This window comes from Streptomyces sp. NPDC087787 (assembly GCF_044743035.1).
GTDB lineage: Bacteria > Actinomycetota > Actinomycetes > Streptomycetales > Streptomycetaceae > Streptomyces.
On sequence record NZ_JBIUVQ010000008.1, the window covers coordinates 276,911 to 291,000 of the forward strand.

Here is a 14,090-nt window from a genome sequence, read left to right on the forward strand (position 1 = left end):
GGCGCCGTGCCGTCCTGCGGTCGGACAGGCCATACATCGGGCTTATGAGCCCATAGACGGGACCCGCGTACCAAGTTAGGTTTGCCTTAGTTTAGGGTTGCCGACGAGTCGAACATCCTCGCTCGAAGGGAACCTGATCATGCCCCGCCCCCTGCGGGTAGCCATCGTCGGAGCCGGCCCCGCCGGGATCTACGCCGCCGATGCCCTCCTCAAGTCCGACGTGGCCACCGAGCCGGGCGTGTCCATCGACCTCTTCGAGCGCATGCCGGCCCCGTTCGGCCTGATCCGCTACGGGGTCGCACCCGACCACCCCCGCATCAAGGGCATCGTCACGGCCCTCCATCAGGTGCTCGACAAGCCGCAGATCCGGCTCTTCGGCAACGTCGACTACCCGGGCGACATCAGCCTGGACGATCTGCGCGCCTTCTACGACGCCGTGATCTTCTCGACCGGCGCGACGGCCGACCGGGCGCTGCCCATACCCGGTATCGAGCTGGACGGCTCGTACGGCGCGGCCGACTTCGTCTCCTGGTACGACGGGCACCCGGACGTGCCGCGCACCTGGCCGCTGACGGCGCGGAAGGTCGCCGTGCTCGGGGTCGGCAACGTCGCCCTGGACGTGGCCCGCATCCTGGCCAAGACTGCCGACGAGCTGCTGCCGACCGAGATCCCGCCGAACGTGCACGAGGGCCTGAAGGCCAACGAGGCCGTGGAGATCCACGTGTTCGGCCGCCGGGGCCCCGCACAGGCCAAGTTCAGCCCGATGGAGCTGCGGGAGCTGGACCACTCCCCCACGATCGAGGTCGTCGTCGATCCCGAGGACATCGACTACGACGAGGGCTCCATCGCGACCCGGCGCGGCAACAAGCAGGCCGACATGGTCGCCAAGACGCTGGAGAACTGGGCGATCCGCGACGTCGGCGACCGGCCGCACAAGCTGTTCCTGCACTTCTTCGAGTCCCCGTCCGAGATCCTCGGCGAGGACGGCCGGGTCGTCGGCCTGCGCACCGAGCGCACGGAACTCGACGGCACCGGCAACGTCAAGGGCACCGGCACCTTCAAGGACTGGGACGTCACGGCCGTCTACCGCGCCGTGGGCTACCTCTCCGACAAGCTGCCCAAGCTGCCCTGGGACCTGGAGTCGGGCACGGTCCCGGACGAGGGCGGCCGGATCATCGCCGAGTCCGGCCAGCACGTGCAGTCCCTGTACGTCACCGGCTGGATCCGGCGCGGCCCCGTGGGCCTCATCGGCCACACCAAGGGCGACGCCAACGAGACGGTCGCCAACCTGCTGGACGACTTCGCGAACGGGCGCATGCACACCCCCGCCGCGCCCGCCCCGGAGGCCGTCGACGCCTTCCTCGCCGAGCGGAAGGTCCGCTTCACCACCTGGGAGGGCTGGCATGGCCTGGACGCCGCCGAGAAGGCCCTGGGCGAGCCGCAGGGCCGCGAGCGCGTGAAGATCGTCGAACGCGAGGACATGCTCCGGGCGAGCGGCGCATAGTCCCGCGGGCCCGCGCGGATTCCGGGCCCGCGCGGATTTCGGCACGAGACGAGCCGTGACCCCTCGCGGGGCACGGCTCGTCCCGCTGTGCGGGAAACAGGTGCGCGCGGACGCACGCACCGCCCCGCCGGGTCGCCTAGCGGTTCCCGCACACGTTCCCGGCGGCGGGGTTGAGCAGGCCGACCAGGTTGAGCGAGTTGCCGCACACGTTGAAGCCGAGGTCGAGGGGGACCTGGATGACGTTGCCGGAGAGCACCCCGGGGCTGTTGCTCGCCGTACCGGTCGCGCCGGCGTCGGCCGCGGCGGTTCCCGCGCACGTCATCAGGGCCGCACCAGCCAGGGCGGCGGCAGCCGTCATTCTGATCCTCATGGAGAACTCCTGTCGCTCGAAGAACACGGGCGTTCCCACGGTGAGGGTCCCGGGCCCCGCAGAACACCGTTTCACCGCCGAATGCAGTAGGACTGTCAGCCTCACAGGGCGCGGCCTGCTCCGAACGCAGGAAGGCGATCAGGTCGGTCCCGACAAAGTCACGGTGCTCCGGCGCCCGCGTCAACGCCGTGCCGTCGCTCGCCGGGGACTCGTCGTGAGTGTCCGCGGGCCACCGCGCGGACGGGCTGACCACGGAGAACACCCCGCCACGTCCCGCGCACGGCCGTGGGCGGGCGGTGCCACCGCCGCGGCGGTGCGCGTATGGACCCCGCGCGACCGGGCATGATCCGGCTTGGCGATACTGAACGCACACGCCGTCTCCGCTCTCAGATTGGCTCATGTCGAACTCTCCCTCCCCCCGTCCCGCGACACCGCCCACGGTGTGGCCGGCCCGCGGCCGCCACACCGGGCCCGCCGCGGAGGACGTCGTACGGCGCCACCTCAAGCAGCTCAAGGCCGACGGCGTCATCTTCGACCACCTCGAACCGGAGGACGCCGGCCCCGGCGGCGAGAAGGTCTTCGAGGCCCGCTGGCTGGTGCCCGGCGAGGTGACCGTACGGGCCCGGCTCACGCTGTCGCCCCTCACCAGCTCCGGATCGGGACAGGCCGGACAGGAGTACGAGTGGGTGCTGATGGCGGAGGCGGAGCAGCCGTGGGATCCACGGTGGCCCTCCCCCGCCGCCATGTTCTGGCCGCAGGGACCCGACGCCGGCTGGCAGTACGAGGCCGTCACCGGGCTGCGGCTCGGCGAGGTCACCCCCCTCCCGGAAGACGACAAGGACCTCCGGCGGATCCTGCGGCACGCGGCGCGGGACACCTGGGCGCTGCACGTCGTCGTCCACGAGGCCATGACGCCCGACGAGCGCGGCCGCGCGGCGGTGGTGCGGGCGCTGCCCGAGGGGCTGCGGCACCGGGTGGTGGAGCACCGGGCCGCGCCGCACCGGTTCCGGGCCGTGAACTGGGTGCTGGACGACTTCGGCGTCCGGATGCCCCGCGGCGGCGCCGTGGTCCTGCCCGGCAGTCCCGCGCCGCCCGGCTACGACGTGGCCGACTTCTCGGTGCGCAGCGTCTTCCTCGACGGCACGGAACCGGCCGAACTCCTCGGCGCCGTCAACCGTTTCGCCGCGCTGCCCAGGCCCCTGCCGGACGGCGCCGACCGGGCGCTCACCGCGCTGCGCGAGGACTGGCAGCTGCTGACCTTCGAGGAGGAACTCACCCGGGCGCGCGAGCTCGTCACCATGTACTCCGAGGCCCTGGAGGCGATGATCAAGTCCCGGGACCTGTACAAGGAGGCCGCCGAGCGCGCCCACGAGGCCCTCGCCGTGTACCGGGAGGCGGAGACCGGGGGCGTACTGCCCGCCGGGAAGCAGGCCCGCACGGCCTCGGGCTCCCCCTTCCAGCAACTGGCGCGCGGACTCGGGCGCCTGAAGGGCACCGCCCTGTCGCTGCGTCCGGGCAGTGCCCAGGACCGGCGGCCGAAGGCCGGTGCGGCCCCGTCCGACGACGGTGGCGCGGCTCCGGCCGGCGGGGACGCCGGCACGTCCCCGCCGGCCGGAGGCTCGGATCCGCGGACCGGGGACTGAACCCGGTTCGCGGCGGTAAGGGTGCCCGGACCCGCCGGGTGAGGCGGTCCGGACGCTCGATCCGCGCTGCGGCACGTCCGGGAGGCCGCCCGGACGCGCCGCGGCGGGGCGGCTCCCTCTCGGGCGGCGCCGTCCGTCGGGCCCTGGGCGTCCGCTTTTGAACGGGCCCTTCCCGGCACCGGGCAACTGACCTACGGAGCAGGCGGATTGACGGCCCGGGAGCCCAGTCCGGCCGGCCGGGGCGGCGGATGCCGCTCCGCCGCCTGCACCATCAGCAGCAGCGAGAGCGCGGCCAGACTGGCCAACGACGCGCACACCGCGGTCAGTCCTGCGCTCAGCGGTGGTGCCACCGTGATCGCCAGGGCTCGGGAGGCCTGTGCCGGGGCGAACCTGCCCTCGACGTAGCCGACCGCGGCCGGCACCGCCGGGACGACCGCTCCCGCCACCAGGGCCGCCACACCGGCGCGCAGGGCCAGCAGCAGGGCCAGCAGCCCGCACAGCCCCGACACGATGAGGGCCAGGAAGCAGACGAACAGGGGAACGCCCTGCCAGCGCAGTGGGAAGTAGGCCGCGCCGCACACCGCGAGGGCCGCCGCGGCGATCCAGCTGGGCCAGAAGGCGGCCCGCCCGGCCCGCTCCCCCGGCTCCCGCGCGGCCTCCGGCTCCCGCGGCGGAGCCGCGCACGGCTCGGCAGCCGGCACGTCGTGCGGTGCTCCGCGCGGTTCGTCGGGCCGATCCACGGCCAGTCGCCCGATCAGCTCCACGAGTTCCTCGACCGTGCGGCTCGCGGCGGCCGCGCGGATCGCCGTCCGGCCGCAGTGCGGCAGGTGCGGCGGTCGGTGCAGCAGCGCCACCAGCCGGGTGACATCCGCCACGCACCGGCCGCCGACCGCGGCGCAAATCGTGTCGTCGGCGCTGTCGGCCGGCCGCGGCGGCCGGGTCAGCTCCGCGACCAGACTGGCGACGTCCTCCACGGGCCGGTCGAGGGCGACCGCGCGCAGCGCGTGCCGCACGGCCTCGGCGTGCTCGGGCGACCCCTCCAGGAGGGTGACGAGCCGGAGGACCTCCTCAAGGGGGCGGTCGTCGACCGCGGCCCGGACGAGGCCGCCGACGGGATCACCGGCCGCGCCCTCGCCGCCTTCCACCATGCCGCCGGGCGGCCGGGACCACTGGATCTCGTCGGTGAAGTCGATGACGGCCTGGTTCGACTGGGATGGTGAAGAGCGGGTGGTCATGCTGGGCTCCATGGCAGGGGTGCGGCCGCCTCTGCGCCCCCGAAGCGCGACACGCCTTTACCCCGCCATTACACGGGAGCCGCCGCCCGGCGCGCCACCGGGACGACGCACCGGGGTGACGTCGGGTCATGGAAGTGCGGAAACGTGGGCATCCGACAGGAGAAGGCGCCGCGAGCGGCACGACAGGAAGGGCCCCAACCGTGGACTCCACCGCGAAGGTGCTGCTCATGACCGCCGTCATCACGGTCGTCGTACTGGCTCTGGCCGCCGTGCTGGCCGTGGCCGTCGTCCTGCTCAGGCGTCTGGTGCGCACCCGGCGGGAGCTGCGCCGCGCCGGCCTTCCGACCGGGCCGCGCTGGGTCTTCTGGGGTGCGGTCGTCTATCTCGTCCTGCCCACGGACCTGTTGCCCGACCCGGTGTACCTCGACGACATCGGCGTGCTGCTCCTGGCCCTGCGTTCGCTGCACGCCGCCGGCGGTGACCGGCTGCCCGCTCCGGTCCGCCGACCCGGACTTTTCCGGCACCGAGGGAATCCGGACGCCAAAAACTACGCTCCGTAAGGAAACCATTCACCCGTTCGATTCGTATAAGTCTCGGGAACCCGAAACGAAGTCAGCGGGCCAAGCGACGCCACAAGCAGCAACACCGCTTGGTCGCGGCTGCACCGACAGGGGAGAGACGATGCAACCGTTCGCGCTCAACTACGCTCGTCCGGCAGTGGAACTGGACGCCACCACGCCGTACGCCTACGACTCCGGGCTGCAGTTGAACGTTCTCATGGACGGACGGATCGCCGCATCCGACCACGCGCTGCTGAGGGAGCTGGGCACCACGACCTCCACGGCGGGCTCCAAGACGCACTTCGACGACTGAAGACGGCCGCGGAGATGACCGTACTGATCCTCACCGGCGAGGAGGACGTGACGGCGGACATGGTGGTCATGCACCTGAACGCCTCCTCGACCCCGGTGGTCCGGCTGGATCCGGCCGATCTGACCACGGGCGCCGCCCTGTCGGGCGAGTGGGCCCACGGCTCCTTCGACGGCCATCTGTCGGTGGCCGGACGGCTGGTCAGCGTGAGTCGCCTGCGCTCGGTCTGGGTGCGCAGACCGGGAGTTCCGGCCGCCCGGGCGGGCCGGCCGTCCGCGTGGCTGTCCGAGGAGGCCGCACAGGCCCTGTACGGAATGCTGCGCGGCTGCGGAGCCCGCTGGATGAACCATCCGGACGCCGCCGAGCGTGCCCGGCACAAGCCCTGGCAGCTGCGCCTCGCCCAGCGCAGCGGCCTGCCGGTGCCGGCCACGCTCATCACCACGTTCCCGCGTGCCGCACGGGAGTTCGCCGAGCGTTTCCCGGACCTGGTGGTGAAACCGATCTCCGGTGCGCATCCGCAGGAGCCGCCGAGGGCGGTGCCGACCAGCCGGGTCGCCCCGGACGCCGACTTCGGCGCGGTGGCCTACGGACCGACCCTGCTGCAGAGCAGGATCGCCAAGCGCGCCGACATCCGGCTGACCGCGGTCGGCGAGACACTGCTGGCCGCCCGCAAGACGACCCCGGCGGACGCCGACCCCGAGGAGGTGGACGTCCGGTTCGCCAGGTCCAAGACGCCCTGGCGGCCGGCCGAGGTTCCGCCGCCCGTGGCCGCGTCGGTGCGCACCTATCTGCGGCAGGCCGAACTGGCCTACGGCGCCTTCGACTTCGCCGAGGACGCCGACGGCACCTGGTGGTTCCTGGAGTGCAACCAGTCCGGCCAGTTCGGGTTCGTCGAGGTGGAGACCGGCCAGCCGATCGCCCGCACCATCGCCAAGTGGCTCGGCCGTCCCGGCCCACGCGCACACGAGTACGCCAACGGCAGGCGTACGGCGGCTCCTTGACGGCACGCAGTGCCAGGAGAACGCCCGCTCGCACGCCTGCCGCGGGGTCAACCACGTTGCGGGCAACCAGGTTTGGACGGCCGGATTCAGACCGCCAGGGACAGGGCGCCGTCCTCTTCGACGTCGGTGCTCATGCCCGCGTCCGCTGCTCGCCCCCGGGCGAGCAGCAGGGCGTCCGCCTTGCCGATGGCCTCGTGGATGCCGGTGGCCCCCATCATGACGCACAAGGTGTAGCTGACGTCCTCCAGTTCCCGGGCCGTCTCGGCCCGCTCCCTCTCCGCCTGAGCGATCTTCAGCGATGCGTACCGAGTCAGCAACGTCCTGACGACCTTCGGGTCCGGAACCAGCACGGAGCGCCCCTCTCTTCGATTTTTGCTCCGTATGCCCGCGGCACGCCGTGCCATGCACGACGACCAGCCGCAAACATATGTTTGACCGAATTCAGTCGATTTCCGGCGGCAGGGCCACCGCTCGCCACCGGGGCGCCGCCGGTCTACCGGCCGCGGCTCCCCGTTCCGCGCCGCACCGCGGCGCGGCGCTCCCCGGCGGTCATGCCACCCCAGACGCCGTCGTACTCGCTGTTGCGCAGGGCCCAGGCCCGGCACTCGCCCAGCACGGGGCACCGGTGGCACACCGCTCGGGCCTGTTCTATCTGACGCACGGACGGACCGCTCTCCCCGAGCGGGAAGAACAGCTCGGGGTCCTCGAAACGGCACGCTCCTCGCTCGCGCCAGTTCTCGATCGTTCGGACAACGCTCACCGGTACCTCCGCTGAACACTCGGCCGGACATGTCCGGGCAGCTCCCGTCTGCGGCAGCAGGGCGCCGCACGACCCGGCAGAGGTATCCGCAATATAGGTGCTTTTCGGCCCCATGGCCACGATTGGGTGAGCGGCACGCAGGAGACACACAGGAGAACACTCCGCCGTGAGGCCCTCGGGGCGGACATCCTGCGGTCATGGACCCACTCGACGGGTGATTCTTCGCGCTGGTGGCCGAATTCGTGCAGTGAGTCCGCGCGATCAGGGCCGGCCGGAGGCCCTGGGGTCCGGGCGGTCAGGGCCGGCCGAGGATTCCGGGGCCGGGCGGTCGGGGCCGCCCGGCGGTCCCCGGATCCGGGTTCACTCGGCGAGCGCCTCGGCGAGCTCCGCCGCGGCCTCGGCGATGTCACGGTCGCGGTCGGTCAGCAGCGCAGGCAGCGCGCCGCTCCGGGACCGTACGGCCTGCCGCGCCCTGCGCTCCCACACCACCGGGTTCTCAGGATGGTTGAGGAGCTTGGGGTAGACAGCGGCGACGCTCTCCCACTGCCGGGCGTCGGCGATGCTCCTGAGCAGCTGGATGATCCGCGCACGGCAGGTCACACCCGGAAGCTGGGCGAGCTCCCACAGGAAGGGAACGGTGGCGGCAGTGGCCTGTTCCACCACGAAGCCGTACTGGCAGATCCGTCCGCGCAGCTCGTCCAGCGCCGCACCGGCCGTCCGGGCGTCGCCCGAGGCCACCCGGCGGAGCAACAGGGGGATGTCGGCTGCGGGGCCGGTGGAGTCCCTGATGTCGCTCCAGGGCACCTGCCCCAGGCCCGACAACGGGATCGCGCGGTCGGTGCGCTGAGCGCCGGGCTGCTCCATCGGTACGGTGCGCATGGCGTCGTCCTTTCCGGCGGCGGTCGTAAGAGGGGAAGGGCGGTTCAGTGGGGTGAACGCGTCGACAGCCTCACCCAGACCGACTTGCCGGCCGGGGGTCTCGGGGTCCAGCCCCAGTCCTCGGCCAGGGCGTCGACCAGGCGCAGGCCCCGGCCGTGCTCCAGCAGGCCGAAGCCCGCCGGGGTGCGGCGTATGGGGCGGCCGGCGCAGGGGTCGGAGACGGTGATGACCAGCTGTGCGGCGTCGACAGCGAGTCCGAGCCACACGGCCGTGTCACCGGGCGGGGCGTACGGCACCGCGTGCGTCGCCGCGTTGGCGGAGAGTTCGGTGACGACGAGGGCGGCGTCGTCGGCGCAGTGGTCGAGCGACCATCTGACCAAGGTCTCGCGCGTGAAGGCGCGGGCCCGGGCGAATCCCTCCCGGCCGCAGTCGATCCGAAGTGCCGCGGCCGCGATCGCGCCGGGGGTCCCCTCCGCCCACGGCGCGATCACGGCGGCCGCGCTCGGCACTTCGAGCACACGGCTCACTGGTGAGGGCACGTCATCTCCCTGATGCGACGTCACCGAACGGCGTCCACAAGGGGTTGACGCCCCCGCTATTATCCACGCTGACAGCGTCCGCGTGCAATTGCACGCGAAATTTCTCGTGAAAGTGCGAGCGGACGTGCGAACGTGAACAGCAAGGAGACCGCGGTGGCACCAGTGCGGAACGGAGTGCGGGCCAGTTCGCTGGACGCCCGCTGGATCAAGAGCCGGCACAGCAACGCCGAAGGCAACTGCGTGGAGGTCGCCGCTCTGGTCGGCGGCGACATCGCACTGCGCAACTCCCGTGACCCCGACGGCCCCGCGCTGGTCTACACCCCCGCCGAGGTGGCCGCGTTCCTGGCCGGCGCCAAGGACGGCGAGTTCGACCATCTGCTGTGAACGGGGCCGTCCGGCCAAGAAGCGGAGGGAACGTGCCGACTTCCCCCGGCGGCTGCCCTCCGCAGCCGTACGGTGCGGTACGGTGACTTCTCAGTCTGCCGGTCTACTGGGAGCCAGGATGTCCGCCGAGCCACATCGCATCTCCCGCCTCGAACCCTATCTGGACCGGACCGAGCCTGCCCCGACTCTGCTGAAGATGCTGGTCGGCGTCCAGTTGGCGGGCTTCCGCGAGGACGCCGGGATGTCCCAGGAGCAGTCGGCGCGCGAACTCGGGTTCAGCGCCGCGAAGCTCTCGCGCATCGAGTCGGGCAAGGGACGCCGCCCTCCGGCCGAGGGCGACGTCCGCGCCCTGCTGAAGCTGTACGGCACCGACGAGTACGAGTCCTCGGTCCTGCTCAGGCTGCTGCGGCGGGCGGGCGAGCCCGGCTGGTGGCAGCGCTACGACAAGCGGCTGATGCCCGAGTGGTTCGACCGGCTGGTCGGCCTCCAGGAGGCGGCCGCCGCGATCCGCACCTTCGAGATCCAGTACGTGCCCGGGCTGCTCCAGACCGCGGCGTACACCCGGGCAGTGGTGGAGCGCGGGCTGCCGACCGCCTCGGCGAACGAAGTGCAGCGGCGCATCGAACTGCGCACGCGGCGGGCCGAGTTGCTGCTGCGGCAGGACGCGCCTCAGCTGTGGGCGGTCATCGACGAATCGGTCCTGCTGCGCGTTCTGGGCAGCCGCGAGGTCATGCGCGAGCAGCTCGGCCACCTCGTCACCATGGCACAACGTCCCAATGTGACCGTGCAGATCGTCCCGCTGGACGTGACCAACGCGTCGGCACCCGCGATCCCGATCACGTACCTCCGCTTCGGCGGCCTGGACCTGCCGGACGTCGTCTACCTGGAGCACATCAGAAGCGCCAACTTCCTCGAGGACCGCGACGAGACGGAGGAGTACCGGATCGCCCTGGACCGGCTGGCGGACGAGGCGCTCACGCCGCAGGAGTCCCTGGCGCTGCTGCGCAAGACGGCCAACGACCGCTACGCTTCCGCGTCCTAGCTTCTTCGCCCACCGGCCCGGAGACGGCAGCCGAGGCCACGCGAAGGCCGGATGAGACGAACGCCCCGCCCAACACCCGATGTCCGGGTCCTGGACGGGGCGTTGCCGTATGCGGTCAGCGGATCACGCCTATGCCGCCGAACTCCACCCATTCATGGGTGAGCTGACGGGGCGCCACCTCGGTGTCCGGCCGCCAGGTGGACACCTCGACCAGACCCGGCTCGAGCAGCTCCAGGCCCTCGAACCATTCGGCGACGTCCTTCTCCTGGCGCACCCGGCCCCAGTGGCCCTGCGTGGCCTTGTCCATGAAGTCCGTGACGAAGGCCCGCACTTCGGGGTCCTCGCTGACGAGCTGGCACATGAGCATGATGCTGCCGGGCACGAGCCGTTCCCGCACGCGCTCCACCACGGCGAGCGGGCCGTCGGTGTCACTGTCCGGGATGCAGTGGAACACCGAGTTGAACAGCACGGCCACCGGCTGCGAGAAATCGATCAGGCGCCGGGTCTCGGGGTGCGAGAAGATCTCGTCGGTCTGCCGCAAGTCGGCGTGTATGACCGCGGTGCGCTCGTCCTGCTGCAGCAGGGCCCGGCCGTGGACCAGCACCATGGGGTCGTTGTCGACGTAGACCACGTGCGACTCGGGGTCGACGCGCTGGGCGACCTGGTGCACGTTGTTCTGGGTGGGCAGACCGGAGCCGTGGTCGAGGAACTGCCGGATCCCGTGTTCCTCGGCGAGGGTGCGGACGGCCCGTTGCAAGAAGCGCCTGTTGTTGAGGGCGAGCCGGCGGGTGCTGGGGACGACCTTGTCGAGTTCCTCGCACGCGGACCGGTCGGCCGCGTAGTTGTCCTTGCCACCCAGGTAGTGGTCGTACATACGCGCAGCCGTCGGAACGTTCTCGTCGATGTTCGTCGACAGCTGGTTCTCCGCAGGCATCAGTCCCCCAGATTCGCCGATTCCACCGCGCCAACTGGGCCGGTTGGACGGAGAGTACATCGTAGGGAACCGGCATCTTCCCAAACCAGTCCACGGTCGGAACACGGCCCGCGACGGCATCACGGTCTGTCCCGATCCTCACGAATTCTTCACCGGGCGGCACCCATCAACCGCGCGGTACGGAGCACCCGGATGCTCTGTCGGACAAGGGGGTGTCATGGTCTTCGTCGCCGTACTGCTGCTACCGCTCGTGTCCGTGCTGCTGGTGGTCATGGACCACGTGGAGCAGCGCATGCTGGATCCGGCTCCGGCGCGGGGCCGCCATGCCGGGCGTCGCGGACATCTGCGGCTGCTCCCGGGTGGCCGCCGCGGCTCCGGGCCCGAGGCCGGCCCGGTCGCGTCCGCGTCGGGCCCGACCGCCTCCGGCGAGCGGCGACGGGCCGCCTGAGCCGGCGTGCCTCCCGGCCCGCGTGCGCACGCGGGTGTGCGCCGGGCGTGCGTCCGCCGGGCCCGTTCCCTGCCCGCTTTCGCCGGTGGGCTTGCTCGGGTACCCGGGTCCTGTGACACGCTCGGTGACGACCGGCCCGTACGGCCGGTCGTCACTCTGTCCGGCACAGTGGAGAGGCACCGGTATGCGCATCGGACTGCTCGGCACCGGCCCCTGGGCACGGATGGTCCACGCCCCCTCCCTGAGCGCCCACGGCGAGCTGGACTTCGCCGGCGTGTGGGGGCGCCGTACGGCCGCCGCGAAGGATCTCGCCGAACGACACGGCACCCACGCCTTCGACGATCTCGACGCCCTGCTGGCGGAGGTGGACGCGGTCGCCGTCGCGCTGCCCCCGCACATCCAGGCCGACCTCGCGGTGCGGGCCGCGCGGGCGCACTGCCATCTGCTGCTCGACAAGCCGCTCGCCGCGACGGTGGAACAGGGCCGCGCGGTGGTCGGGGCCGTACGGAAGACCGGTGTGGCCTCGGTGGTCTTCTTCACCACCCGCTTCCAGCCCGAACCGGCGGCCTGGATCGCCGAGCAGGCCGCCCGGGGGGACTGGTTCACGGCGCGGGCGCAGTGGCTGGGCGCGGTGTTCACCGGCGACAGCCCGTTCGCCGACTCGCCGTGGCGGCGGGAGAAGGGCGCGCTGTGGGACGTCGGCCCGCACGCGCTGTCGGTACTGCTGCCGGTCCTCGGCGACGTACGGCGCGTGACGGCCGCCGCGCACGGTCCGGGGGACACGGTGCACGCGGTCCTCGACCACGTCGGCGGCGCGTCCAGCACCCTCACCCTGAGCCTGACCGCTCCCCCGGCGGCGGCCGGGGCGACCGTGGAACTGCGCGGCGAGGCCGGTGTGACGCTGCTTCCGGAGGCCTCCGAGGACGCGTCCGCCGCCTGCACGCGCGCGGCGGACGCGCTGCTCACCGCCGCCCGCACCGGCCGACCCCATCCGTGCGACGCCGCGTTCGGCCTCCGGGTCACCGAGATACTCGCGGCGGCGGAGACGGAGCTGACGCACGATGCGGACTGACCGGCCCGGCAGCGCGGCCGCGCTGCCCCCGCCCGCCGGAGGGTGACTGACAGCGGCCGGAGAGGGGCAGGTCAGCCCACGTCCCACAGGAACCGGTGGGTGTGGATGCCGAAGTACGGGAACGACTGGACCTGCCGTACCCCCTCGATGGGACGGACCACGTCGTTGACGAAGTCCAGCAGGTCCCGCGGGCCGGGCGCTACGACCTCGGCGAACAGGTCGAAGCCGCCGGAGGTCAGTACCGAGTAGACCACCTCGGGGCGGCCGGACAGTTCGTCGGCGACCGCCCGCGGGTCGCCGTCCACGCCGATGCCCAGCAGGGCCATGGCCTGTCCGCCCATGGCCATCGGATCGGTCACGCCGACCACCTGGACAGCCCTGGAGTCCAGCAGGCGCTGGAGCCGCTGGCGGGCGGCGGACGCGGACAGACCGACCTTGGGGCCCAGGTCCGCGTACGCGATCCTTCCGTCGGTCTGCAACTCGCGCAGGATGGCCCGGTCGATCTCGTCCACGTGTGTCGCTCTCCCTCTCCCGGCCGGCTCGCCCCAGCGTAGGCCCTGCCGTCAGCCGAGCAGTTCGGCCAGGGCGGCGGCGAAGAGCTCGGTGTGCGCGTCGACGTCCTGCTCGGTGGTGTCGGGGCACATCAGCGCCATGTCGTGGAACGGGGTGAGCAGGATGCCCCGGCGCGCCCTCAGAATGCTGACCGCTGGACACTCCCGTCGCCGCACGGCCGGCGTCCGCCTTGCCGACGAGGTCGGCGGGCCGTTCCCTGGACGTATGCGTCCCTGCGTGGCCGTCGCCGGGTGCGGTGCCGGGGGCGGAACCTTTCCGTCAGGTGAGCGTGCTTCCGGCCAGGCGGGGGGCGGTCGTGAGGTGCGGGGGCCCGGTCGGGGTCGTGGAGGCGTGCACGCGGGGCGTGCGATCGGCGGGCGACCTGCCCGGCCGCATGCGGAAGGACGGTGCGATGGATCCTGACATCCGGACCAGGGCCGCGATCGAGGAACACTGGCGGGCATCGGAACGTGGGGACACCGAGGCCGAGCACGCCATCTACGCCGCGGACGCCGTCCTCGACTATCCCCAGTCGGGTGAACGGTTCCGGGGCCGCGCGACGATCTCGGCGCAACGTGGCGGGCACCCCGCCAGTCGCCACTTCACCATCCACCGGATCATGGGCGGCGGAAATCTGTGGGTGAGCGAGTGCGTCATCACGTACGACGGGGTGCCGACCTACTCGGTGAGCATCATGGAATTCGCCGAGGGGCACGTGGTGCACGAGACCCAGTACTTCGCGGACGCCTTCGACGCCCCGGAATGGCGGACGGCGCTCGCGGAACCGATGCCGGGCAGGAACATAGCCAGGGCCTGACCGGCAGGGCGGATAACCGGTGGCCCCGGGGTGAGCGGGT

Annotated in this window: 19 protein-coding genes; 10 read left to right on the forward strand and 9 right to left on the reverse strand. The window is 72.1% G+C overall.

The window, feature by feature from the left end; genetic code table 11:
* The first annotated feature begins 139 nt into the window (after positions 1–139).
* Complete coding sequence (locus ACIOWN_RS15885) at positions 140–1,504, forward strand: FAD-dependent oxidoreductase (RefSeq protein WP_362356299.1); 1,365 nt, start codon at positions 140–142, stop codon at positions 1,502–1,504.
* Positions 1,505–1,640: 136 nt separating this feature from the next.
* Here ACIOWN_RS15885 and ACIOWN_RS15890 read toward each other — a convergent pair whose 3' ends face one another.
* Positions 1,641–1,874 carry a chaplin gene (locus ACIOWN_RS15890; RefSeq protein WP_362356301.1) on the reverse strand — a complete coding sequence of 78 codons (234 nt, stop codon included), beginning with the start codon at positions 1,872–1,874 and terminating at the stop codon, positions 1,641–1,643.
* A gap of 398 nt (positions 1,875–2,272) precedes the next feature.
* Here ACIOWN_RS15890 and ACIOWN_RS15895 point away from each other — a divergent pair, with 398 nt between their 5' ends.
* Positions 2,273–3,517, forward strand: coding sequence for a hypothetical protein (locus ACIOWN_RS15895; RefSeq protein ID WP_401982490.1), 1,245 nt, complete (start codon positions 2,273–2,275; stop codon positions 3,515–3,517).
* A 191-nt stretch (positions 3,518–3,708) separates the two neighbouring features.
* Here ACIOWN_RS15895 and ACIOWN_RS15900 read toward each other — a convergent pair whose 3' ends face one another.
* The gene (locus tag ACIOWN_RS15900) at positions 3,709–4,752 is read right to left on the reverse strand and encodes a hypothetical protein (protein WP_401982492.1); all 1,044 of its coding nucleotides are present in this window, start codon (positions 4,750–4,752) and stop codon (positions 3,709–3,711) included.
* A gap of 227 nt (positions 4,753–4,979) precedes the next feature.
* Between ACIOWN_RS15900 and ACIOWN_RS15905 the strand changes: the two genes are divergently transcribed.
* The 3 genes from ACIOWN_RS15905 (at position 4,980) to tgmB (ending at position 6,623) form a co-directional block, all read left to right on the forward strand.
* Positions 4,980–5,312 (forward strand): YkvA family protein, encoded by a 333-nt coding sequence (locus tag ACIOWN_RS15905; protein ID WP_362356371.1) that lies wholly within the window; start codon positions 4,980–4,982, stop codon positions 5,310–5,312.
* A gap of 121 nt (positions 5,313–5,433) precedes the next feature.
* Positions 5,434–5,625, forward strand: a complete 192-nt coding sequence (gene tgmA / locus ACIOWN_RS15910) for a putative ATP-grasp-modified RiPP (protein WP_100571863.1) — start codon at positions 5,434–5,436, stop codon at positions 5,623–5,625.
* 14 nt (positions 5,626–5,639) lie between these two features.
* Complete coding sequence (gene tgmB, locus ACIOWN_RS15915; protein WP_401982494.1) at positions 5,640–6,623, forward strand: ATP-grasp ribosomal peptide maturase; 984 nt, start codon at positions 5,640–5,642, stop codon at positions 6,621–6,623.
* A gap of 86 nt (positions 6,624–6,709) precedes the next feature.
* Here the strand turns inward: tgmB and ACIOWN_RS15920 are convergent, their stop codons facing one another.
* The 4 genes from ACIOWN_RS15920 to ACIOWN_RS15935 all read right to left on the reverse strand — a co-directional run bounded on the left by ACIOWN_RS15920 (position 6,710) and on the right by ACIOWN_RS15935 (position 8,801).
* Positions 6,710–6,973: a DUF5133 domain-containing protein gene (locus ACIOWN_RS15920; protein ID WP_100571865.1), complete on the reverse strand. Its 264-nt coding sequence runs from the start codon at positions 6,971–6,973 to the stop codon at positions 6,710–6,712.
* Between the two features lie 143 nt (positions 6,974–7,116).
* Positions 7,117–7,365, reverse strand: a complete 249-nt coding sequence (locus tag ACIOWN_RS15925; RefSeq protein ID WP_362356373.1) for a WhiB family transcriptional regulator — start codon at positions 7,363–7,365, stop codon at positions 7,117–7,119.
* 378 nt (positions 7,366–7,743) lie between these two features.
* Positions 7,744–8,262, reverse strand: coding sequence for a hypothetical protein (locus tag ACIOWN_RS15930; RefSeq protein ID WP_401982495.1), 519 nt, complete (start codon positions 8,260–8,262; stop codon positions 7,744–7,746).
* Between the two features lie 44 nt (positions 8,263–8,306).
* Positions 8,307–8,801 carry an ATP-binding protein gene (locus ACIOWN_RS15935; RefSeq protein ID WP_362356313.1) on the reverse strand — a complete coding sequence of 165 codons (495 nt, stop codon included), beginning with the start codon at positions 8,799–8,801 and terminating at the stop codon, positions 8,307–8,309.
* 153 nt (positions 8,802–8,954) lie between these two features.
* Here ACIOWN_RS15935 and ACIOWN_RS15940 point away from each other — a divergent pair, with 153 nt between their 5' ends.
* Entirely contained in the window at positions 8,955–9,185 is a 231-nt protein-coding gene (locus ACIOWN_RS15940; RefSeq protein WP_401982496.1) for a DUF397 domain-containing protein, read from the forward strand.
* A 118-nt stretch (positions 9,186–9,303) separates the two neighbouring features.
* The gene (locus ACIOWN_RS15945) at positions 9,304–10,227 is read left to right on the forward strand and encodes a helix-turn-helix transcriptional regulator (RefSeq protein ID WP_362356315.1); all 924 of its coding nucleotides are present in this window, start codon (positions 9,304–9,306) and stop codon (positions 10,225–10,227) included.
* A 115-nt stretch (positions 10,228–10,342) separates the two neighbouring features.
* Here ACIOWN_RS15945 and ACIOWN_RS15950 read toward each other — a convergent pair whose 3' ends face one another.
* Positions 10,343–11,161, reverse strand: coding sequence for an SAM-dependent methyltransferase (locus tag ACIOWN_RS15950; RefSeq protein ID WP_362356317.1), 819 nt, complete (start codon positions 11,159–11,161; stop codon positions 10,343–10,345).
* Positions 11,162–11,378: 217 nt separating this feature from the next.
* On the opposite strand from ACIOWN_RS15950, the gene ACIOWN_RS15955 reads away from it, so the two are divergent.
* Positions 11,379–11,609, forward strand: a complete 231-nt coding sequence (locus ACIOWN_RS15955; protein WP_401982497.1) for a hypothetical protein — start codon at positions 11,379–11,381, stop codon at positions 11,607–11,609.
* Between the two features lie 184 nt (positions 11,610–11,793).
* Complete coding sequence (locus ACIOWN_RS15960; RefSeq protein WP_401982499.1) at positions 11,794–12,681, forward strand: Gfo/Idh/MocA family protein; 888 nt, start codon at positions 11,794–11,796, stop codon at positions 12,679–12,681.
* A 71-nt stretch (positions 12,682–12,752) separates the two neighbouring features.
* On the opposite strand, the gene ACIOWN_RS15965 is transcribed toward ACIOWN_RS15960, so the two are convergent.
* Together ACIOWN_RS15965 and ACIOWN_RS15970 are read right to left on the reverse strand one after the other, a co-directional pair.
* Positions 12,753–13,193 (reverse strand): Lrp/AsnC family transcriptional regulator, encoded by a 441-nt coding sequence (locus ACIOWN_RS15965; RefSeq protein ID WP_401982500.1) that lies wholly within the window; start codon positions 13,191–13,193, stop codon positions 12,753–12,755.
* A 51-nt stretch (positions 13,194–13,244) separates the two neighbouring features.
* The gene (locus ACIOWN_RS15970; protein ID WP_401982502.1) at positions 13,245–13,409 is read right to left on the reverse strand and encodes a hypothetical protein; all 165 of its coding nucleotides are present in this window, start codon (positions 13,407–13,409) and stop codon (positions 13,245–13,247) included.
* A gap of 236 nt (positions 13,410–13,645) precedes the next feature.
* On the opposite strand from ACIOWN_RS15970, the gene ACIOWN_RS15975 reads away from it, so the two are divergent.
* Positions 13,646–14,050, forward strand: coding sequence for a nuclear transport factor 2 family protein (locus ACIOWN_RS15975; RefSeq protein ID WP_401982503.1), 405 nt, complete (start codon positions 13,646–13,648; stop codon positions 14,048–14,050).
* The last annotated feature ends 40 nt before the right edge of the window (positions 14,051–14,090 follow it).

What these genes read in the sequence shown, in the direction of transcription:
- tgmA (WP_100571863.1), top strand. Translation starts at nt 5,434, where the DNA reads ATGCAACCGTTCGCGCTCAACTACGCTCGTCCGGCAGTGGAACTGGAC.
- ACIOWN_RS15975 (WP_401982503.1), top strand. Translation starts at nt 13,646, where the DNA reads ATGGATCCTGACATCCGGACCAGGGCCGCGATCGAGGAACACTGGCGG.
- ACIOWN_RS15885 (WP_362356299.1), top strand. Translation starts at nt 140, where the DNA reads ATGCCCCGCCCCCTGCGGGTAGCCATCGTCGGAGCCGGCCCCGCCGGG.
- ACIOWN_RS15905 (WP_362356371.1), top strand. Translation starts at nt 4,980, where the DNA reads ATGACCGCCGTCATCACGGTCGTCGTACTGGCTCTGGCCGCCGTGCTG.
- ACIOWN_RS15930 (WP_401982495.1), bottom strand. Translation starts at nt 8,262, where the DNA reads ATGCGCACCGTACCGATGGAGCAGCCCGGCGCTCAGCGCACCGACCGC.
- ACIOWN_RS15890 (WP_362356301.1), bottom strand. Translation starts at nt 1,874, where the DNA reads ATGAGGATCAGAATGACGGCTGCCGCCGCCCTGGCTGGTGCGGCCCTG.
- ACIOWN_RS15895 (WP_401982490.1), top strand. Translation starts at nt 2,273, where the DNA reads ATGTCGAACTCTCCCTCCCCCCGTCCCGCGACACCGCCCACGGTGTGG.
- tgmB (WP_401982494.1), top strand. Translation starts at nt 5,640, where the DNA reads ATGACCGTACTGATCCTCACCGGCGAGGAGGACGTGACGGCGGACATG.
- ACIOWN_RS15900 (WP_401982492.1), bottom strand. Translation starts at nt 4,752, where the DNA reads ATGACCACCCGCTCTTCACCATCCCAGTCGAACCAGGCCGTCATCGAC.
- ACIOWN_RS15945 (WP_362356315.1), top strand. Translation starts at nt 9,304, where the DNA reads ATGTCCGCCGAGCCACATCGCATCTCCCGCCTCGAACCCTATCTGGAC.
- ACIOWN_RS15960 (WP_401982499.1), top strand. Translation starts at nt 11,794, where the DNA reads ATGCGCATCGGACTGCTCGGCACCGGCCCCTGGGCACGGATGGTCCAC.
- ACIOWN_RS15955 (WP_401982497.1), top strand. Translation starts at nt 11,379, where the DNA reads ATGGTCTTCGTCGCCGTACTGCTGCTACCGCTCGTGTCCGTGCTGCTG.
- ACIOWN_RS15950 (WP_362356317.1), bottom strand. Translation starts at nt 11,161, where the DNA reads ATGCCTGCGGAGAACCAGCTGTCGACGAACATCGACGAGAACGTTCCG.